This is a genomic window from Brumimicrobium aurantiacum (genome assembly GCF_003402975.1).
Taxonomy (GTDB): Bacteria; Bacteroidota; Bacteroidia; order Flavobacteriales_D; family Crocinitomicaceae; genus Brumimicrobium; species Brumimicrobium aurantiacum.
This window is the reverse complement of sequence record NZ_QURB01000003.1, coordinates 306,673-328,651: the sequence shown is the minus strand read 5'-3', so window position 1 is coordinate 328,651 and position 21,979 is coordinate 306,673. Positions and strand designations below refer to the sequence as shown.

The window sequence follows — 21,979 nt, the reverse complement described above, 5'->3', positions numbered from 1 at the left end:
AATTTCTTGGAGTTTACGGAAAGAAATTTAGGGAAGCCCCAAATTGAGAGCAATATAAATGTTCAATTAGAAATATTCAATCTCTAAAATGAAAGTAGCTTGATTTAATCAAAGATTCATTCAAATTCAAAAAAATCTAAGTATTTTAGTCAAAAGTAAGATTATGAAATTTTTTATTGACACAGCAAATATAGACGAAATTAAGGAAGCCAATGATTTAGGAATTTTGGACGGTGTAACCACCAATCCTTCTTTGATGGCTAAAGAAAAAATAACAGGTGAAGATGCTATTTTAAAGCATTATAAAAGCATTTGTCAAATTGTGAATGGTCCTGTGAGTGCCGAAGTGATTGCGACGGACTTTAAAGGAATGATCAAAGAAGGGGAAAGATTGGCAGATTTACATCACAACATTGTGGTAAAAGTTCCAATGACAACGGAAGGAATTAAAGCCATCAAGTATTTTTCGGAAAATAAAATTAAAACGAACTGTACCTTGATTTTTTCTGCTGGACAAGCTTTGTTAGCGGCGAAAGCAGGTGCAACTTATGTATCGCCTTTCATTGGGAGAATTGATGATATTTCAGGTGATGGAATTGGCTTAATTGCACAAATCAGACGAATTTTTGATAATTACAGCTTTGACACTCAAATTTTAGCTGCATCCGTTAGACATACGATGCACATCATCGATTGTGCAGAAATTGGTGCTGATGTGATGACGGGACCTTTAAAAGCAATCCTTCAATTGGCGAAACATCCTTTAACGGATAGTGGTTTGGCGCAGTTTTTAGCGGATTACGAAAAAGGAAATAAATAATCAACTGGATTCAAAAGGATAGAAACTCCATTCATGCTATCAATTTTAATTCCTGTTTATAATTTTAACTGTTCACAACTGGTTAAAGATCTTCAAATTCAGTGCCTCTCAGCGGGTATTGAATTTGAAATTCTTGTTTTGGACGATACATCCACCTTGTTTAAAACTGAGAATAGGGTCATTAACACCTTGGAAGGATGCTCATATATTGAATCTGAAATTCATTTCGGAAGGGCTAAAATTCGTAATGAATTAGGGAGAATCGCTCAATATGAACATCTGTTGTTTATTGATTCGGATGCACGTGTTGACCGTTCCGATTTCATACAAAATTACATTGATAATTGTAATCAGGCGGAAGTAATTATTGGTGGAATGAAATACAGCGATCAAGCACCAAAGGAAAATGCCTTACGTTGGCATTACGGTTCTCAAAGGGAGTTTTCACAGGCCAAAGAAAGAAATAAGACGCCTTATAGCTCATTGATTAGTTTCAACATTATGTTTAAGCGTTCCACTTTTAAAGCTTTTCCATTTGATGAAGGCACTATTGATCTTGAAAAAGGTGGATACGGACATGAAGACACTTTATTGGGCTTAAAATTGGAAGCGAATCAAGTTTCGGTTTATCACATTGACAATCAATTGGTCCATGACTATCAAGAAAGCAATGAAGGCTTCTTGAAGAATAGTTTGGTAGCGGTTGAAAAATACGTGTATAATCCAACATTTAGAAAACCTGAAACAGTGCAACAAATTAAGATTTTTAGGGTTTTTGAAAAGATAAAACAATTGAAAATGATTGTCCCATTAAGCTTTTGCTATCGCCTTTTTGGAAAATTAATGAAAAACCAATTGTTTTCTTCTTCGCCATCGATTCGTTTGTTTGACTTCTACCGATTGAGTTATTTGGCTGATTATTATCGAAAGAACCACAAAAATTACGGAGCTAAGCAAGATTGATACCTTAGCAATTATACATTGACTTTTTCTGTTGTTTGATGAGGAATTGGTAGGCATAACATGTCGCCACGCTGTGGCTTAACAAAAAACGCAATGCTTTTTTTTATTAACACCTCACCCACTCCGTGGGCGAAGCTGAGCGTATTCATTTAAAAATTGTAATAAACTACAATCAAAAGCCACATCGTGTGAAACATCTGTTTTCGCCTACTGAATTCAGTTTATAACTTTTACTTCTGCTCCTTAGGTTTAGACAACATCCATAAACCGAGATAACACAATAGACCATTTACACCTAAGATTTCATGTCCTGACTGATAACCATTAAACCATTCAGCTTCATAAGTTTTGAAGATGAAAATGAGAACAGGTACTATCAAACACACAATCCAAGTATTTTTGTCATTGACAATTCTCTTGCTTATAATTCCAAAGAAGAATAAGCCCAGCAAAGGTCCATAAGTGTAGCCTGCTAGAACAAACAAAGTGTTGATTACATCTTGTTCTTTGAAAGCATTGGCCAGCAAAATGACAATAAACAATAGTACAGTCATTCCAATATGAATCAATTTTCTGACTTTCTCTGCTTTTTTGGTATCCTTCCATTTGTCTACACCAACCAAATCAACACTTGTAGATGTCGTTAAAGAAGTCAATGCTGAATCTGCCGAAGAATAGGCCGCTGCAACAAGTCCAAGTAAGAATGTCACACCGATTAAAGCACCTAAACCACCTTCCAAGGCAATTAAAGGGAATAATCTATCCGTTTGTTTATCGGCTTCCATTCCTTGAATTATAGACAAAATTTCTGGATGTGATTCTGCATATAAAAACAACAAACCTCCGAGCATCAAAAAGACAAAATTAACTCCGAACAGAATTACTGAAAACCACATCATGTTCTTCTTTGCTTCCTTTTCGTTTCTACACGTCAAGTTTTTCTGCATCATGTCTTGATCTAGCCCTGTCATTCCAACAGTGATAAACAAACCACCTAAAATTCCTTTTAAAATAAAGTTTTTGCTTTTCGGATCATCTGTTAAAAACCAGTCTGTCATTCCTAGGGATTTCAATCCAACAGTAGCTTCCTCTATTCCACCGATAGATTGGGTGATAAGAACAACACTCACAACTAATGCGATGAGCATAAATAAAGTTTGTAATGTATCTGTCCAAACGATTGTTTTTATTCCACCGCGATAAGTGTAAACATAAATCAAAAGTAGGGTGACTAAAACGGATATTTCAAAGGGAATACCGTAGGCGTTTAGTACGAAATAATCAAGAATATCAGCAACTAGAAACAGGCGTACGGAGGCACCTAAAACTCTTGAAACCAAGAAAAAACCTGCTCCAACTTTATGTGTGTTAGGCCCATATCTTCCACCCAAATAAGCATAAATGGAAGTCAAATTTAATTTATAATACAGCGGCAATAGTACGAAAGCAATAATTGCGTAACCGATCATATAACCGATTACAATTTGCATGTAATTGAATCCTGAACCTCCTACAAGACCTGGAATAGAAATAAAAGTCACTCCCGACAAGGAAGCACCAATCATTCCGAAACTCACTAAATACCATTTGGAATTACGATTCCCTGTAAAAAAGGCATCGTTTTTTGCTCCCTTGGATGTCAATCTCGAGATGATTAACAAAACCACGAAATAAAGCAGGATAATCGATAAAATAAATAGTCCACTCATAAATAAATTTTATGGGGATAAAAGTAATTTAATTTAAAGACAGGACGTTGAGTCGTGAGAATAAAAGTTTCTGAAGTACGCTAAAAAGTAGGTTTAAGCTCCAATAACTCTACGCAGTTCTTCAATTGTATTTTCCCAATACAATTGAACTTCTTCTAGTTCGTCATCATCAGCAAAACTCGTTAAGTGTAAAACAACAGCTTTCGTCATTGGGTCAACTTTAAAACGAATTTCAACATAGGTATCTAAACCTTCTTCTTCATCCTCTAGCCATTGAAACTTAAGGTGATCATTTGTTTTTTTACTGATCAATCGTGCCACCTCTTCACTTCCATTCCAATAAAAGGTATAAATATCATTCTTAATATTAACGTCGTCTGCAAACCACTCACTTAAACCACTTGGCGTAGTGATCATTGAGTTTAAAACTTTTAAAGAGGTTTTAAAAAGATATTCTTGTTCAAATTTAATTTTTTCTGGCATCTTATGGTAATATTATTTTTTTTATATCTTCGCCGAATATTTTGATTCGCAATATACGTAAAACTTTTAAATGGCTTTAATACATTCTTTTGAAAAATCTGGTAATACTCTTTTTAAATACAGAGGTCAGATTCCGGTTATACTTTTTATTTTAGCTATCCCTGTAATATTTTTTACAGATTATAAGTGTCTAACTGAAAACGACAATTATTATTGGGTTTTACTCGCTATTTCAGTTGTTCTGTCCATCCTTGGCCAAGTGATTCGTGCCATTGCAATAGGAACAGCAAGTAAACATACTTCAGGTAGAAATACAAAACAACAAGTTGCCGAAGCCTTAAACACAACAGGGATTTATTCAACAATGCGACACCCGCTTTATGTAGGAAACTACTTCATGTGGATTGGTATTGTGGTATTTACAGCAAACATTTGGTTTGTTCTTTTGGTTTCTTTAGCATTTTGGCTTTACTATGAAAGAATCATGTTTGCAGAAGAAAGGTTCCTAGAACGTAAGTTTGGTCAAGACTATCTTGATTGGAGCTTGAAAGTTCCTGCATTTTGGCCTTCATTTAAAAACTATGAGAAGAATAAAATCTCATTTTCTATGAAAACGATTTTAAGAAGAGAGTATTCTGGTATTTCTGCAACAATCATTGGTTTCCTTTTTGTAGACATTTTACGTAACTATATCATCGATGAAACATTTGTATTTTATAATTATTACATAATTGTTTTAGCTATTGCATTATTTATTTCATTGTTCCTTAGAACTTTAAAACATCACACGAAAATTTTATTTGAGGAAGATCGTTCTTAAGGTTTGAAATTAAAAATAAAGTATTATATTTGCACCCGCATTGATTGAAACAATGCTATAGGTTTTAAACGAAACAGCAATACCAACACTGTTTTTAGAAGTTTAAAAAGATATTTGGCGAGGTAGCTCAGTTGGTTAGAGCGCAGGATTCATAACCCTGAGGTCGGGAGTTCAAATCTCCCTCTCGCTACAAAAACCAGAGTCAGAAACTGAAGCGAAAGCGAAGTGACTACTCTGGTTTTTTTATTCTCAAACATTCCCTTTTCCCTTACACTAAGTTCTTCTGAGTTTACCCAACGCATATTGATCGACAGATGTCACCTAAAAAATATTGTTTCAATGCGTTGAGTTAGCACAGTTCGCCCCACTAACAAGGTAAAAGATATAAAAATTAAGGGATCCTACATTTAAGATTTCACAAAGTTCCGAAAAAGCGCTTCAGAAAGTTACAGCAAGGAAATTCAATGCGATGGTAGACTCCTAAGAAGCGTGTTTACTATTCACTTGGAGCTTTTAACTGATCAGAATAATAAGCTTCATACAATCGATCTATAAATCCAAAAGGGAACTTGAATAAATTAGCATCAGTTGAAACCAGCATCACAATGTCATTTTGCTCCACAGACTCAACAATATCGATTTCACTAACAAAAGAAGGTTTTCCTTCTTCACTCGGGAAAATATCAATGTTATAGAACCAAAACTCACCATTATCAAATGCTTTTTTAGATAAACTAAAATTAAACATTCCCCAATAATAACTATCTGCTACAGTTAACACTTTAGGTTGTTCTTGTTTATTCAGCGTATCGTATTCATAATGTGGATAAGCCATTTCTAAATCTGGAATATCAAACATTAAATTCATCCCTTGTTCAATATCATCATCTGTACCCCACATATCTGATGTTACCTTAGTCTTACCAAGCAATAATTCAGGAGCTTTTTTAGTAGGAGAAATGGAGTTTATATAATGAATAATCGAATCTGCGGCTATCAACTCACCGTACTTACTCCAATGTATTCCAGTTTTTGGGAATAATGGATATTTAGAAGTTTCCTTTATGTCCAAATACCACTTTTTAAAATCTAAATAATGAATATTCGAACTTAAAAATTGCTGATTGTACACTTCATAATTTGTAGTTCCTACACTCATTGAATCATAGGATTCAGGTAAATACTCAGGATAGAAACTCGCTTTTCCTGGCGCCAGTACAACAATTAAATCAATTCCTTTCGCTTTTAAGGTATCTGCTACACGTTGAATTTTATTTACCTTTTCTTCTATTTTTTGATGTCCAATAAAATTAGTTCCAAAATATTCCTTAATGTAATTATCCCCAAACAAATAGGAGGATTTCCCAATAATTATAGAATTCGCTTTCGGTATGTTAAAGAATGAATAATGGTATTGATTGTAGAACCTTACAAAAACAGGACGCACATACAAACTTTTCTTAATAAAGTTTTCCTTTTCATCTTGATACTCTCCCGTAAACCATTGCGCTAATGTAAATTCTGGATTTTCTGGAATTTCATATGATCCTTTTAATGGTTTTAATTGAATCATCTCGGTAAATTCCAAAAACAATGGGAATACCAAAATACCAAGTATCCCAATAAACAATCCCTTTTTGTATTTAATTGTTGACTTCATTCTATTCATCATTAAAATCTAAAATAAATAAAAGGATTAAAGCCTGAAGATGTTATTGAAACCAAAGAGCACATCAATAAAAGAAAAGCAACTATAGTAAAAATAAAATGATTTGTAATATTTAATTGATTTTGAAAAAATACAAATCGCTCAACTTTCTTTCCTTGTTCAAAAATGGTAAAAAAGGAAAAGAATACAGCAAGAATAAAGACAAACCAAAAGGATGAAATGGTAGTAAACTCAGGGAGAAAATCAAAGGAAAATAGTTTGTGAATATAAATCAAAATAGATGACAAATCCTCTAATCTAAAAATTACCCAACCGATCATTACAACAATAAAAGTGATGATTATAGAGAGAAAACTTCCCAGTTTATTGAGTAATTGAATAAGAAATAAACGATCGAGAATCAAAAACAAACCATGATAAGCTCCCCAAATCACAAAATTCCATGATGCACCATGCCACAGGCCTGACAGGAGAAAAACAATCCATAAATTAAAATACAATCTACCTTTAGAAGCCACACGATTCCCACCTAAAGGAATGTATAAATAATCCCTCATAAATGCACCTAAGGTAATATGCCATCTTCTCCAAAATTCACTGATATTTTTAGACGTATAAGGTGAATTGAAGTTTTCTGGAAATTTGAAGCCCATCATTTTCCCTAAGCCAATAGCCATATCTGAATAACCTGAAAAATCAAAATAAATCTGAAAAGTATAGGCCATCATCCCTATCCACGCACTAGACATTGAAAGTTCACTCAATTCACTTTCAAAAATGAGGTCTGCTTGCTCTGCCATTACATTTGCGATTAGTGTTTTCTTCGCTAGACCGATACAAAATCGATAAAACCCAATAAGCTTGTCGTCTACTAATTCTTTTCGATCTGTAATTTGATCTTCAATAGCACTAAATCGAACAATAGGACCTGCGATCATTTGAGGAAATGACATGATGTACATTAAATAATCCGTCACTTTTTGCAATGGAGGATGAACCTTTCGGTAAACATCAATAGCATATGTCAGGGTTTGAAACGTATAGAAGGATATACCTATTGGCAGAACTACTGCTGTCCAAGACACTTCTGAAACACCAATTGATGATAAGGCAGAGTTTAGGTTTTCAACAAAAAAGTTAGCGTATTTAAAATAAGCCAATAGTCCCAAATTCATCACAATTGAAATACTTAACAAGCCTTTTCTCAATCCTATTTTAGGGCTTATGTATAACTGTCGGACGATGTAAAAATCAAGAATTGTTGAACCAAGGATTACAAATACAAATTTAGGAGCTCCCCAACTGTAAAAAAAGATGCTGGCAACTAATATGACAAGATTCTTCCACTGCTTAGTCGTTAAACTATATACTATGAGGAAGACGGGTAAGAAATACAGTAAGAATAAGGTAGTACTAAAAACCATAGTACAAGTTTAATTAAAAAATCAAATTCTCCTCTATTCCAAAAGACCTTTCTTGCTACAAAAGCAACTTATCTTTTTAAAGCAAAAAAAAGAGCACCTTGCGATGCTCTTCCTATTAGTTTAAGTGAATCAATAATGATTCTTTTTCTGACTTTTTACCTTCAACACTCTTTGAATAATTGAGTAAAAATTGAAGTGTTTCTTTTGATGGTTGTGATTTATCCTCCACCATCTTTGGAGCAGTTTTAGAGTAGCTATTTGCCATACGCGTTTAATATTTAGTTCTCTCTTAAAACGCTTTAAGTTTCCATTTATTACATAAGCAACAAAAAAAACTCACTTTTTTCCATTTAAGTTTTTTCTCTAACTCGATGAAAAAGAGGACCAATAAAGTCTCTAAGTCTTATTCGAAGTGAAAATTAATTTTACATTAACATTCCTCCACAAACGTTTAATGTTTGTCCAGTTATGTAAGCAGACATTTCCGATCCTAAAAATACAACAGCGTTTGCTACATCTTCTGTAGAACCTCCTCTCTTCAATGGAATATTATTTCTCCATTCTTGAACAACTTTTTCATCTAAAACGTCAGTCATTTCAGTTTCAATAAATCCAGGTGCAATTGCATTACATCTGATACTTCTAGAACCTAATTCTTGTGCAATTGATTTTGTAAATCCAATCATTCCAGCTTTTGATGCTGCGTAATTAGATTGTCCAGCATTTCCTGAAACTCCAACCACAGAAGACATATTGATAATTGATCCTTTTCTTGCTTTCAACATTGGACGTTGAACTGCTTTTGTAAGATTGAATGCAGATTTAAGATTTGTATTGATTACTTCATCCCACATTTCTTCTGTCATTCTCATCAATAAATTATCACGAGTAATTCCAGCGTTGTTCACTAAGACATCGATTTGACCGAATTCTTTCACAACGTCGTCCACTAGAGCTTGAGCCGCATCAAAGTTTGCTGCGTTTGATTTAAATCCTTTCACTTCCCCTCCGTCTTTCGTCAATTCAGCTGTTAATGCATTCGCTTTCTCCTCTGATGACAAATAAGTAAAAGCTACTTTTGCTCCTTCTGCAACACATTTCTCTGCGATTGCTTTTCCAATTCCTCTTGAGGCTCCTGTAATTAAAACTACTTTATCTTCTAATAATTTCATTGCTGTGTTTTTCAATTTTAACAAATATAATACTCCCTAAATAATGTATTGCTTTTAAAAGCAGGTTTTTATTTAGAAAGTACATTTTCAAATGCTTAATCCATTTTAATTAAGCGAAATTCTATTCCTATATTCTACTTTCAAATTAAAGCTGAGTTAAAAACTCCATTGTATTGACTCCATCTGCGTAATCATCTAGCGCTGGAGATTGAGCTTGTCCAAATGGAAAATGATCTTTACCAACCACCACTTGAATCTTTTCTTCATGCTCTTTTATGTAAGCATTTGCTTCTTCAATGTCGCTATAATAATGATAATGCACCACCGCAACAGGCGCAAACAACTCTTTATTCTCACGTGTTAAAACAAATCCATTTTCAATAATCTTTTCCTGATTCATTAAATAAATGGCTTTATAATAATCGTAGTTGTTACAGTATTTATGGTGATTAATGATATCACCATAGTCAATAATGGCCCCAAACAATTGATCTAGATCATAAGCTTCTGGCAACAACAGATGTGAAACATTTCTGCAACCTAATCCATAATAGGTAAAAATATCTCTACCTAACTCTTTTAGTTCTTCTGGTGTTTCTTCACCATTCAGTACGGCAACAGAAGTTCTGTTCTTACGAATTACACAAGGCAAGTGTCCAAAGTACTTCTCAAAATAACGCGCAGAATTATCGCTTCCTGTTGCAATAACAGCCTCTACATCACTTAGTTTTTCTACAATATTAATCTGTTCCTTCAATTCTGGTTGTAGTTCAACAATAATCTCTAAAAGCAAGGGAATTAATATCTTATCATCACTCGACAATTTGATATGAGCAATATTTCCCGAGAAAATGGTTGATAAAATATCATGGAATCCAACCAAAGGAATATTTCCAGCCAAAATCAGACCTACTTTTTTTGGTGATTTAACCAAAGGATATTTTTCTACCCATGCTGTTAACTTTTCTTCTGTGAGTTGTTCACCAAATCGGTAAAAACTTTCCTGAACCGAAGATGCTGAGAACCATCCATTGTGGGCTTTTGCACCTAATATTGCAGTTTCCATACGCTCATAAAATGCGCCTGCAACGAAAGGATTAAACGCTTCTTTTTCGGCACGTTCACCCCATTTCTTCATACTGTCTCCTAAAATAGAAAAGCTTTTGATTGTTTTTTGTCTGTCCATCTGCTATTCAAAATAATTTAAGTTCTTTAAAACAAAACTCCTTGATAAAGGTTTATTATATTTGCAAATGTAAAGAAGAAACGCTTAAAAAGTAGTGAAATGGCAATAATGATTACGGACGAATGCATCAATTGTGGTGCATGTGAGCCCGAATGTCCAAATAACGCGATATACGAAGGTGGTGCTGAATGGAATTGGGCCGATGGTACAACCTTAAAAGGGATGATAACAACACTGAAAGGTGAAGAAGTGGATGCAGACGAAGACAAAGAACCTGTAGACATGGACCTTTATTACATTGTTACAGATAAATGTACAGAATGTGAAGGTTTTCATGACGAACCACAATGTGCAGCAGTTTGTCCTGTTGACTGTTGTGTTGATGATCCTGACTTCCCAGAAACAGAAGAAGAGTTGTTGAAGAAAAAAGACTTCATGCACCTTTAAGGTACTCAATATCAAAAAAATGAAAAGGAATCTTTTAAGGTTCCTTTTTTTTATGTCTAGACTTTTTCATTTGCATTCTGTAATTCAGCTCTCACAGATAAAAACGAATACTCAAAACATACATTAAAAATTTAAAGGACAAGGGATTTCATAAACCCATGAATTTTAGTATTTTCGTTACAACCAAGAAAACTCAACTTACGTGGAAAGATTCATCAACATCCTTGTTATTGATAATAACCAAGACAATTTAAGGCAATTACAAAATATACTTTTAGGAGGTGGTAATAACCTCATATTTTGTAATGATGAAGCCTCTGCACTCCCTGTTTTGGAAAAGCGAAAAATTGGAATTATCCTTATCAATATACAGAGTGAAATGGTGAATGGTCTTGAACTCTTGCATAATTTAAAGTTAAACCCCAATTCTAAGGACGCTTATAAAATTGTAATTAGTGAAAGTACCTCTAGCGGTGCTAAATTGGTAAAAGGATTTCGAGAAGGAGCTGTAGATTACTTATCTTGTCCATTCAACCCCAACTTGGTAAAAGCAAAAATCGAAGTTTTTAAAAGCCTCCATTTTAAGGATCTTAGAATTAGCCAATTACTTGAAAATATTTTCCCACAAACCATCTTAGAAGATCTGAGTTCAGTTTGGAAATTTTCACCAAAAAAGATAGATGAAGGCGTTGTACTGTTTACTGATTTTATCGCGTTTACAAAGTCTGCAAAACACCAAAGTCCACTCAATCTACTACATGAACTCGAAAGCTATTTCAATAAGTTTGATGAAATAACAGACCGATATAAGTTAGAAAAGATCAAAACGATTGGAGATGCGTATATGGCATTAGCTGGAGTTACAGAAAAAAATGCAAATCCTGCAATTCGTGCTACACTGGCAGCGATAGAAATTCGAAATTACGTGATCAATCGTAAACAATTGGCAATTGCAACCAATCAACCCTATTGGGATATTCGTATAGGTCTCCACCTTGGTCCTTTAGTAGCCGGAGTAATTGGTTCTAAGAAAATCAGTTTTGATGTTTGGGGAGACACCGTAAATGTAGCGGCAAGAGCAGAACAACATTCAGAAGAAAATAGTATAACAATTACTGAAGCTGTGGTTGAAAAAGTAGCTGAATATCTCGATGTCACTCACCGTGGCGAAATTCAACTGAAATACGAAAGCACTTCAGAAATGTATTTTTTAGACCAGGTGAAAATCGAACATTCTTTATTTGAAGAAGGAAAACTTCCTAATAGTTCATTACGAAGAAAATGTGATTTACCTCCAATGGATTTTGAATTTGCAAGACGATTCATCATCAACAAATTAAAGTCATCACTTCCAGATGAATTAGACTATCACAACATCAAACACACCTTAAATGTTGAGAAAGCTGCAATGCGAATTGCAAAATTGGAAGGAGTTAAAGGTGAAGATTTAATTATTTTAAGAACCGCTGTTTTATTTCACGATACAGGATTCATTTTACGCTACTTTGACAATGAAGAATTTGGAATCAACATGGCGCAAACTGAATTAAACAAATTTGGATATAGTCCAGAACAAATCAAGATTGTAAGCGAAATTATCTCTTCAACACGCCGTGAAGCACAACCAAAAACCTTATTACAAATGATTATGTGCGATGCTGATCACGATTATTTAGGACGTGCAGATTATCATAATGTGGCCAAAACTTTGCGTAATGAATTGGCTAATTTCGGTAAAGAAATGTCAGAATTGGAATGGATTGACTTTCAATTGGAATACCTTGAAAACGTTCATATTTTCCATACCCAAACCTCTAAAAACATTAGAGAAAGAGGAAAACAAGCCCGAATTTCAGAATTGAAAATCAGTAGACAAAAACTTATAGCTGAGGCGTCGTAAAGCGCTCTTTTACTTCTTGATACAACTTTTCGTATTCCGGTAAAATGCGAGCTAAACTAAATTTCATCGCTTGCTCTTTGGCTTGCATTTTAAATTGATTTAGCGTTGCTTCATCTTCAAGAATACGGACTCCGTTTTTGGCCATGTCGTCAATATCTCCAACATCAGACAAATAACCCGAGAAGCCTTCTTTATTGACTTCTGGAATTCCACCGGTATTTGAAGAAACCACAGGAACACCAACTGACATTGCTTCAAGTGCAGCCAAACCAAAACTTTCGGTTTCTGACGGTAGTAAAAACAAATCTGCAACACTCATTAAATTAGCTGCATCTCTAATTTTCCCCACAGTCATTACTCGGTCACACGTTCCTAATTCTCTGCACAACAATTCTACATTGTGTCTTTCTGGTCCGTCACCAATCAATAACAATCTTGATTTTACAGTTTGATTGATTTTATGAAAAATACGAACAACGTCTTCTACTCTTTTTACTTTTCTAAAGTTAGAAACGTGACAAATGATTTTTTCATCATCCTGAGCATATTTTCTACGACGTTCCATATCTTGTGCTACTGGATCTGCTATAAAATCATTGATGAAATTTGGAATCACTTTAATGTCTCGTTGTGTATCAAAATGTTCGTAAGTGTCTTGTTTCAAACTTTCAGACACTGCAGTAACCGCATTTGATTGATTGATGCAGAATGTAATTACAGGTTCAAATGATTTATCTTTCCCCACAAGGGTAATATCTGTTCCGTGAAGTGTAGTAATGAATGGAATTTCTAGTCCTCTTGTTTTCAATATTTGTTGGGCCATAAAGGCTGCAGAAGCATGGGGAATAGCATAATGAACATGCAATAAATCCAAACCTTCATTCTCTACCACATCCACCATTTTACTGGCCAATTCTGTTTCGTAGGGCTGAAATTCAAAAAGTGGATAATTACTCACCACTACTTCATGATAAAAAATGTTGTCTCTGAATGAACTTAATCGTACGGGTTGCGAATAGGTAATAAAATGAATTTGATGACCTTTTTCTGCTAAAGCCTTTCCTAATTCCGTTGCGACAACTCCACTTCCTCCAAAAGTTGGATACAATACTATTCCGATTTTCATTACTTCATTCAATTAACTAAACAACAACATACAGTTTATAAAAACACAAAGAAAACACCATTTTGAGACATAAGTTCTTCGTGTTTTCATTTTTTAACATTTATTTCAACGCTTCGTAGATAACGCGCTGAATCTCTGTACGGATATCCATTTTTACCAACTTCCAATTCTCAGCACTTGGATAAACCCTATTCGACAAAAACACATAATTGATATTGTATTCTGGATCTGCCCAAGTTAATGTTCCCGTAAATCCAGAATGGCCAAATGAAGACTTTGAAGCGGCTTCTGTTGCTGGACCACCAGTACCGGTATAAACGGGTTTATCAAAACCTGCTCCTCTCCTATTTTTTGGACAAAATTGACAAGCGGTGTACTCATCAATCGTTGATTTAGACAAATAAGTTCGTCCACCATATTCACCTCCATTCAATAACATCTGCATAAATCCAGCGAGATCTGTACCACTTGAAAAAACACCAGCGTGTCCACCAACACCATTAATCATCGCTGCTCCCATATCATGAACGTAGCCATGCACCAATTGATGACGATAATAGGTGTCTTGTTCCGTTGGTGCAATTTGTTTTAATTCAAATTTATCCAAAGGATGATAGCCCAAAGTTTTCAAGCCCATTGGAGCATAAAAAGTATTATTTACAAAATCATTCAAATCTTCTCCCGAAGATTTTTCTACAATTTTCTTCACGAAGTAATATCCTAAATCGGAGTATTTATATCTTTTTGCTCGGAGTGGCTTAGACAAAATCACCTTCAAAATTTCATCTTCATAATTATCTTGCATATACAAATGATTTGCAACAATTGAAGTTTTATTTGCATATGGCGCATTTGAATAAAGCATAGTGTCTGGACGACCATTAACAAGTGTACTTGTATAAAATGGAATCCATGGAACCAATCCTGCTTGGTGCGTCATCATGTCTCGTAAATTGATATTTTCATAAGCCGTTGAACGTGTTACCTCTCCTATAAAATCACCGAGTGTACTGTCCAATGAAAATTCATGTTGATCTTGCAAATACATTAAACTCGCCGTTGAGGCTACAATTTTTGTAATCGAAGCAATATCGTAAATCGTATTGTCATCTACAGCAAGCTTATTATCATAGGTTTGGTGACCAAAAGCTTTCTGGTAAACCACTTTCCCGTCTTTGGCTACTACGACCTGACATCCAGGAAATGCCTTAGCTTTAATCCCCTTGTCAACAATAGAATCGATTTCAGACAATTGACTTCGTGACACACCTAACTCCATTGGAACAGTAAATTTCAAACGAGAAGCTTCTGGTGTTTCAATGCCAAATCCTTCCTGATATTCTGCACTCAAAGTAATGGGTAAAACAGTTTTCGCTTGAAAAGCACCAAAAATCAATTGCGCCGCTCTATCTTGACCTGTTTTCGTATTCTGATAAGCCAAAACCACTGCCTTAGCCTTTTCAAAGGCATAACTATCTTCAATGCCATAAGGATTTCCAAAAATTGAAACATACAGATTTGAATTGTCTGGCATTTCTCTCAACAACTCTTTCCAACCTTCAGGATAACTAAAATTGTTGCGTGGCAAAACGGAAGGAGCAATTAAATTCAAGTAAATATTATCATAATTTTTAAATTGAAATTTATGAATTGCCCAAGCATCTTTAGCTGTTTCTGCATATAAGGTATCAGCATCAGTATACCTAAACGCTGCCTTATTGAAAGCACTTCCATCACCACCAATGTTAATAATCAAATTTCTTCCAAGTACTTCACGTACCGGAATAGCGCTATCATTTTTAATCACCGTTAAGGCCTTTTCATAAATATTGGTCTGCGCATATTCAATTTCCTCCGCATCTAAAGTCGGTTTTTGATCATTCTGATATACAATAGCATAAAACTTTGCCCTCAAAATACGAAGTGTTTTCTCATTAATCTCCGCTTCAGAAATTTCTCCATTTTCAACCGCTTTTTTAATGATCGCAATTGATTCTTTCACCTTTGAAGGATAAAGCAAAATATCGTTTCCGGCCAAATATGCTTTCTTTACTATTTCAACATCGCCATAATGTTTTGTCAAAGCCTGCATATTTAATGCATCACTAATGACAAGTCCATCAAATTTCAGTTCTTTTCTTAAAATATCTTTGATGGTCGTCGCTGATAAACTTGAAGGTAATCCACTACTATCTAATGCAGGAACATTCAAATGTCCCATCATCACTGCAGAAGCACCTACCAGTCTACCTTGTCGATACGGTAACCAATCAACCATACTCAATTCTCGTTTTGACTTATTGACTGTTGGTAAATCCTTGTGCGAATCAAGCTCTGTATCTCCGTGACCAGGAAAATGCTTCATACAAGTTAATACACTAAAATCTTGCATTCCTTGAATCATTTCTCTTGTAAGTCCTGCAACTTTGGATGGATTTTCTCCAAAAGAACGGAATCCGATAACAGGATTTTTAGGATTGGTATTGAGGTCTACCACTGGAGAAAAATTCAAGTGAATCCCCAAATCATTAAGCTCACTTCCTATCGATTGCGCTATTTTTCGTGTACTTTCCAATTGATTTGCTGCTCCCATTGTCAATTGAAAAGGATATCGTGGTTGATCTGAGATACGCATATTACTTCCCCATTCACCATCAATTCCAACCAGTAAAGGAATAGTACTTTTTTCTTGTAATCGATTAATTGTGGATTTTGTTTCGTCTGTTGTACCTTGAAAAGTAATAATTCCACCAATTTTATGAACATCAACAAGCGAATCAATGATTTTTAAATGATTTTCTCCTTTTCTTGGAGTCACCTCCACCATAAAGCTTTGAGCAATTTTCTCTTCCAAAGTTAAACTTTCTAGTTTTTCGAGTGCCCATTGTGGCGACAAACGCATATAGGCAGGTAAACCATTTGAAGAACCAGGGTTCTCATCATCTGTTGAATAAAAAGACCAACTGATTAATCCACTTGATAGAATGACAAACAAAGCTAGAACGGGAAGTATTTTCATAAATAAATTCGCTTAAATGAGATTACATAAAATTGAAACCTGTTATTGACAAAAATGTTGTCTATACGCCTGAATAAAATGCGTGTCAACTAACAAATACCAAATATAATCAAAGGAAAATTCTGATCACCCAAAAGATTATAAAATGAGTGAATACATGATTAAAAAAACATAAAAACTGTATTTTTTACCTTATCTTTATGCTTTTAAATCTTAAGACGAAAACAATATGTTGGAGCGAATAAAATTCATGAAAGTGAATAAAACAAAGCAGTTTGATTATACGCCGCGTTATTATGACGCACGTAAAGAGCGTATTCAAAACATGCGAAAGGCCTATGATGCCGAAGCCAATGCAACGCCTACGGAACAACAATTGCGTTTAAGAGAAAAAATGCAAAATGCCTGGAGCATTGAAAGTTCATATACCAAACAATCAAGGTCGGCCAATATCCGATTAATTATCATACTTGCCATTTTACTTTTGGCAACATATTTCATTTTGGATTATGTAGATATTTTTACTGCAGAAATCATTGATCTTGAAAACCCATAAACAGGAATTATAGCATGTCAGAAGTAATTCGATTACTCCCCGATAATATAGCCAACCAAATTGCCGCCGGAGAAGTTATTCAAAGACCAGCATCAGTTGTAAAAGAACTTATTGAAAATGCTGTCGATGCAGGATCTAGTCAAATAGAATTGCACATTAAAGATGCTGGAAAAACATCGATTCAAATCATTGATGATGGAAAAGGGATGTCTGAAATGGATGCAAGAATGTCTTTTGAACGTCATGCAACAAGTAAGATTTCTTCAGCTGCAGATTTATTTTCTTTAAGCACTAAAGGATTTCGTGGTGAAGCACTTGCCTCCATTGCAGCAATTGCCCATGTTGATATGGAGACGGTTGAAGCTGGTGAGCAAATCGGTACCAAAATTGAAATCGCAGGAAGTAAAATTGAATCTCAAGAACCATGTTCTAGGACGAAAGGAACTTCAATTTGTGTGAAAAATCTGTTTTTCAACGTACCGGCGAGAAGAAACTTCTTGAAATCAGACAATGTAGAAACAAAACACATTGTTGAAGAGTTTAATAGAATTGCATTGACACATCCCGAAGTTGGATTTACATTTTCACACAACGGTAGTATTATTCACAACCTTGAAATTGCAGGATTAAGAAAAAGAATTGTTGATTTATTTGGTAGAAATTTCAATAATAAATTAGTTCCAATCGAGGAAGAAACCGACATTGTAAAAGTGAAAGGTTTTATTGTAAAACCAGAATTCGCCCGTAAAACAAGAGGAGAGCAATACTTTTTTGTGAATGATCGATTTTTCAAAGACAATTACTTCAATCATGCTGTCGTGAGTGGATATGACAATTTGCTTGCACAAAAACACCATCCTTCCTACTTCATTTACCTCGAAGTCCCTTCAACGACACTCGATGTGAATGTTCACCCAACAAAAACAGAAGTAAAGTTTGAAGATGGAAGAAGTATTTACAGCATCATTCGTAGTACAGTTAAATTAGCACTTGGTAAATACAACATTGCACCAAGTCTCGATTTCGAACATGAATCACAATTTGATTTATCACTCGAAAAACAAAAGGAACCAATCAAGCAACCAGAAATTCAGGTAGATCCAACTTATAATCCTTTTAAAACAGAATCGAGTTCTTCTCCATCAATGGGAAGTTCAAATTTTGGAAGTACAACAACTAAAAGCGCTCTATCGAGTGGATTTAAATCGGCTTCTACAAATTCCCTCAAACCCAATAAAGAGGAATGGGAGGATTTTTATAAAATCACAGAAGAAGCTGAAGAAGAAATCAAATCTTCGGAAACAGAAATCGGATTTGAAGACCCATTAAAATCGAGTTCAAACAAAATTCAACTCCATAGTAACCTACTTTTAATACAGGTGAAATCTGGAGCTATGCTGGTTCATATTAACAGGGCCAATGAACGTATACTTTACGATGAATTGATGGAGCACTTTATGCTTTCGCCAATCTCAGAACAGCAATTAATGTTTCCTTATGAATACACCTTACAAAGTACTCAAAAACTAGAATGGGAAAACAATACAAGTACTTTAAAAAGACTAGGATTTACATGGGATTGGCAAGGAAATGTATTGGTTCTATCTAGCATTCCATCCATGTTAGAAGTAGAATATGTAACGCAATGTTTAGACGGAATTGTTGATAAAATCACACATGAGGATCTCGACAAAGGAGAACTCGTTCATGAATTAATTTTATCATTATCTGCCGCAGCCACAAAAACCAAGAACAAACCACTTTCAGAAGAAGAAATGAACTACTTAATCGATCGTTTGTTTCAAAGTGAGCAACATCAATATTCTCCAAGCGGAAAAAAAATATTGAATACAATAACAATTGAAGAACTGAATAATTTTCTATCATGAACAACCTATTAGGAAATATGCCTCCAGTAGTAAAGAACTTACTGCTGCTGAATGTAATCATGTTTATCGTGACGCAACTTGGAGAAATGCAAGGAATTCCAATGACCTACCTTCTTGGAGGATATGTTTTTAACTCTCCATATTTTGAGCCTTACCAAATGGTAACACATTTCTTTATGCATGGAGGAATTTTTCATATTTTCTTTAACATGTTTGCACTGGTCGTCTTTGGATCGGCCCTTGAACAGGTTTGGGGACCAAAACGTTTTTTCATCTTTTATGTTGCCACTGCAATTGGAGCATTCTTTTTACATCAAATTGTAGGTTACATTGAAGTAGCTGCAATCGAAAGCGACCTTATCGCAGCTGGTTATGACCTTTATAATCTTCAAGACAACATTGCTCAATTACGCGACGGATCAATCAACACCTTCAATATTATTCCAGGCACCAATAATTTAGTACAAGATTACATTTCTGGAATCTCCGTACCAGTTGTAGGTGCTTCTGGTGCAGTTTATGGTGTACTCGTTGGATTTGGATATTTATTCCCAAACACAAGACTAATGCTGCTTTTCCCGCCAATTCCAATAAAAGCCAAATGGTTGGTTATGATCATGGTTGGAATTGCATTTTACAATTCGTTCCAAAACAATCCTGGTGACAACATCGCTCATTTAGCTCATTTGGGTGGGGCAATAGTTGGATTTATCATTGTATTAATTTGGCAAAAAGACAAAAGAAAATTCTATTAAACTATGAATCGTACATTAAGTGATGAAATCAAATATCAATGGAGAAATGGTGAAATGCACATCAAACTCATAGGGATTAATGTTGTTGTATTCCTATTGATTAACATTTTACTTATTTTTGGTGGGCTATCTGTTACTAATGGAAGTCAAAATCCTTTAACAAGTTTCATATACAACGTTTTCACATTAAGGGGAGACATTACAGGTTTTCTAACTCATCCATGGGGAATTTTCACAAGTATTTTTGCGCATTTTGACTTGATGCACATCTTGTTTAATATGGTGTTCTTGTTTTTCATCTCCAAGTTTTTTCTTTCCTACTTTTCCAATCAGAGACTTTTATACACCTACATCATAGGAGGAATTTTTGGTGGATTACTTCAAATCATTGCATATTCTATCTTCCCTGCCTTACAAGGCTACCAAACATACGTTTTAGGTGCTTCAGGAGCTGTAAACGCAATATTTATTGCTACGGCATTTTACCGTCCAATGGCTGTGGTTCATCTATTTGGTGTGATCAAAATAAAAATGATTTATTTGGCCGCTTTTTTCATTTTATCTGACCTTCTACAAATGGGCGCTTCCGATAACGTAGCACATTTCGCACATTTAGGAGGGGCCATTTTCGGGTTTCTTTCCATTAGAAATATTGGTTCTAAAAACAATATTGTCAATTTCACAATTACCACGGTGGAAAACCTAAAAGCCAGCTTTAATAAAAAACCAAAAATGCGTGCAACACGCGGAGGAAAAAGCTATTCTAATCAAGATGCAAAACAACAAACTGACGAAGAATACAATTTAAATAAGAAAAGAAAACAAGAGCAGGTGGATGCTATTCTTGATAAAATTTCCAAATCAGGCTATGACAGTCTAACTAAGAAAGAGAAGCAAATTCTGTTCGATCAAAGCAAATAAATTAACAACATCACGATGCTTTTTGGCCTAATCAAATTTATCGTCCGTATTGCCACCTTGATTTTTTCTATCGGACTATTGTTGAGTTATACCAGTGCTTTTATCCCACCTAAAAGTCTATGGTTTTTCCAATTATTTGGATTGGCTTATCCTGCTATTTTATTGGCAACAATTGTCTTGATGATCCTTAACTTCTTGTTCAGCAAAAAATTCATTTTTCCATTATTGGTTATTCTTATTGGAACCACGACGCATATGAAGTACTTCGGCATTTCATTCGACTCGGAACCTCGTCAAACGGAACATGGACAGGAAATTAAGGTAATGTCTTTTAACGTAAGGCTTTTTGATGCTTATAAAAACTTAAAACCAGAATTAAACAACGGAAAAGAAGCATTTGGGAAAGTGTTCAACTCAGAAATGCCCGATATCCTTTGTTTACAGGAGTATGCAGAAGACGAGACCAATTCAAGATTGATTTCCATGGATGACATTTTACGACAAGGCAATTACGTAGATCACACCACGACAATGATATTAGAATTGAAAAATATGTTTTCTGGTCAAGCGATTTTTTCAAGATATCCAATCATACATTCCGAAATCATCAATGATTCATCCCAAACCATACGAAGTCTATTTGCTGATATTGTAATAGAAAAAGACACCGTTAGAGTATACAACTGCCACTTAGAAAGCATACGTTTTCAGCAAGATGAATACTCTTTATTTGATACAGAAGTTGCTAGTCAAAAAAGTTATACTGAACGTATAAAAGGATTGGTTTCTAAATTAAAGAATGCTTATCCATTAAGATTACGTCAAGCGCAAAAAATAATTGAGCACGCCAATCAATCTCCATATCCCGTTTTCATTTGTGGTGATTTTAACGAACCACCAACTTCTTACGTCTATTCTATGCTAGATGAGCATTACAATGATGCCTTTTACAAAGGGAGTATTCACATGGCCAGAACCTATGCAGGGAAAGTACCAGCAGGAAGAATTGATTATATATTCCACTCTAAAGAGATGACTCCTATACAATTCAACACATATATGGAGGAGGTTTTATCAGACCATTACCCTATCTCTGCAAGTTTTAAATTGAAATAAGTTT

19 protein-coding genes and 1 tRNA gene are annotated in these 21,979 nt (G+C 34.7%); 11 read left to right on the top strand and 9 right to left on the bottom strand.

Annotated elements, in window-relative coordinates:
- Positions 1–163 precede the first annotated feature (163 nt).
- Positions 164–820: a fructose-6-phosphate aldolase gene (gene fsa, locus DXU93_RS07265; RefSeq protein WP_116880609.1), complete on the top strand. Its 657-nt coding sequence runs from the start codon at positions 164–166 to the stop codon at positions 818–820.
- Positions 821–853: 33 nt separating this feature from the next.
- Positions 854–1,783, top strand: coding sequence for a glycosyltransferase family 2 protein (locus DXU93_RS07260; RefSeq protein ID WP_116880608.1), 930 nt, complete (start codon positions 854–856; stop codon positions 1,781–1,783).
- A 230-nt stretch (positions 1,784–2,013) separates the two neighbouring features.
- Here the strand turns inward: DXU93_RS07260 and DXU93_RS07255 are convergent, their stop codons facing one another.
- Entirely contained in the window at positions 2,014–3,492 is a 1,479-nt protein-coding gene (locus DXU93_RS07255; RefSeq protein ID WP_116880607.1) for a sodium:solute symporter, read from the bottom strand.
- Between the two features lie 93 nt (positions 3,493–3,585).
- Positions 3,586–3,975: an START-like domain-containing protein gene (locus tag DXU93_RS07250; protein WP_116880606.1), complete on the bottom strand. Its 390-nt coding sequence runs from the start codon at positions 3,973–3,975 to the stop codon at positions 3,586–3,588.
- A 70-nt stretch (positions 3,976–4,045) separates the two neighbouring features.
- On the opposite strand from DXU93_RS07250, the gene DXU93_RS07245 reads away from it, so the two are divergent.
- Both DXU93_RS07245 and DXU93_RS07240 read left to right on the top strand, forming a co-directional pair.
- Positions 4,046–4,795 (top strand): methyltransferase family protein, encoded by a 750-nt coding sequence (locus DXU93_RS07245; protein ID WP_116880605.1) that lies wholly within the window; start codon positions 4,046–4,048, stop codon positions 4,793–4,795.
- Between the two features lie 116 nt (positions 4,796–4,911).
- Positions 4,912–4,985, top strand: a tRNA-Met gene (locus DXU93_RS07240).
- Between the two features lie 306 nt (positions 4,986–5,291).
- On the opposite strand, the gene DXU93_RS07235 is transcribed toward DXU93_RS07240, so the two are convergent.
- From DXU93_RS07235 to DXU93_RS07220, 5 genes are all read right to left on the bottom strand, one after another.
- A complete protein-coding gene (locus DXU93_RS07235) occupies positions 5,292–6,455 on the bottom strand; it encodes an alginate O-acetyltransferase AlgX-related protein (protein ID WP_165851358.1) in 1,164 nt (387 codons plus the stop codon).
- A gap of 11 nt (positions 6,456–6,466) precedes the next feature.
- Positions 6,467–7,888, bottom strand: coding sequence for an MBOAT family O-acyltransferase (locus DXU93_RS07230; protein ID WP_116880603.1), 1,422 nt, complete (start codon positions 7,886–7,888; stop codon positions 6,467–6,469).
- A 115-nt stretch (positions 7,889–8,003) separates the two neighbouring features.
- Entirely contained in the window at positions 8,004–8,153 is a 150-nt protein-coding gene (locus DXU93_RS15030; RefSeq protein WP_165851357.1) for a hypothetical protein, read from the bottom strand.
- 160 nt (positions 8,154–8,313) lie between these two features.
- A complete protein-coding gene (gene fabG, locus DXU93_RS07225; RefSeq protein WP_116880602.1) occupies positions 8,314–9,060 on the bottom strand; it encodes a 3-oxoacyl-[acyl-carrier-protein] reductase in 747 nt (248 codons plus the stop codon).
- A gap of 145 nt (positions 9,061–9,205) precedes the next feature.
- Positions 9,206–10,246 carry an acyl-CoA reductase gene (locus DXU93_RS07220; RefSeq protein ID WP_116880601.1) on the bottom strand — a complete coding sequence of 347 codons (1,041 nt, stop codon included), beginning with the start codon at positions 10,244–10,246 and terminating at the stop codon, positions 9,206–9,208.
- Positions 10,247–10,345: 99 nt separating this feature from the next.
- On the opposite strand from DXU93_RS07220, the gene DXU93_RS07215 reads away from it, so the two are divergent.
- Positions 10,346–10,693, top strand: a complete 348-nt coding sequence (locus DXU93_RS07215) for a 4Fe-4S dicluster domain-containing protein (RefSeq protein ID WP_116880600.1) — start codon at positions 10,346–10,348, stop codon at positions 10,691–10,693.
- Between the two features lie 202 nt (positions 10,694–10,895).
- Positions 10,896–12,593, top strand: a complete 1,698-nt coding sequence (locus DXU93_RS07210) for an adenylate/guanylate cyclase domain-containing protein (RefSeq protein ID WP_116880599.1) — start codon at positions 10,896–10,898, stop codon at positions 12,591–12,593.
- On the opposite strand, the gene bshA is transcribed toward DXU93_RS07210, so the two are convergent.
- Positions 12,574–13,719, bottom strand: coding sequence for an N-acetyl-alpha-D-glucosaminyl L-malate synthase BshA (gene bshA, locus DXU93_RS07205; RefSeq protein ID WP_116880684.1), 1,146 nt, complete (start codon positions 13,717–13,719; stop codon positions 12,574–12,576). The two genes, DXU93_RS07210 and bshA, sit on opposite strands and share 20 nt — an antisense overlap.
- A gap of 100 nt (positions 13,720–13,819) precedes the next feature.
- On the bottom strand, positions 13,820–16,738 hold the full coding sequence (locus DXU93_RS07200; RefSeq protein WP_116880598.1) for a glycoside hydrolase family 3 N-terminal domain-containing protein: 2,919 nt from the start codon (positions 16,736–16,738) through the stop codon (positions 13,820–13,822).
- A 256-nt stretch (positions 16,739–16,994) separates the two neighbouring features.
- Here DXU93_RS07200 and DXU93_RS07195 point away from each other — a divergent pair, with 256 nt between their 5' ends.
- Genes DXU93_RS07195 through DXU93_RS07175 form a run of 5 tightly spaced genes read left to right on the top strand, consistent with a single transcriptional unit; the run spans position 16,995 to position 21,975 of the window.
- Entirely contained in the window at positions 16,995–17,294 is a 300-nt protein-coding gene (locus DXU93_RS07195; protein ID WP_123776076.1) for a hypothetical protein, read from the top strand.
- 14 nt (positions 17,295–17,308) lie between these two features.
- Positions 17,309–19,183, top strand: coding sequence for a DNA mismatch repair endonuclease MutL (gene mutL, locus DXU93_RS07190; protein ID WP_116880596.1), 1,875 nt, complete (start codon positions 17,309–17,311; stop codon positions 19,181–19,183).
- Positions 19,180–19,938, top strand: a complete 759-nt coding sequence (locus DXU93_RS07185; RefSeq protein ID WP_116880595.1) for a rhomboid family intramembrane serine protease — start codon at positions 19,180–19,182, stop codon at positions 19,936–19,938. Before mutL ends, DXU93_RS07185 begins: the two co-directional genes overlap by 4 nt.
- Positions 19,939–19,941: 3 nt before the next feature.
- Positions 19,942–20,859: a rhomboid family protein gene (locus DXU93_RS07180; RefSeq protein WP_116880594.1), complete on the top strand. Its 918-nt coding sequence runs from the start codon at positions 19,942–19,944 to the stop codon at positions 20,857–20,859.
- A 15-nt stretch (positions 20,860–20,874) separates the two neighbouring features.
- Positions 20,875–21,975 (top strand): endonuclease/exonuclease/phosphatase family protein, encoded by a 1,101-nt coding sequence (locus tag DXU93_RS07175; protein WP_116880593.1) that lies wholly within the window; start codon positions 20,875–20,877, stop codon positions 21,973–21,975.
- The last annotated feature ends 4 nt before the right edge of the window (positions 21,976–21,979 follow it).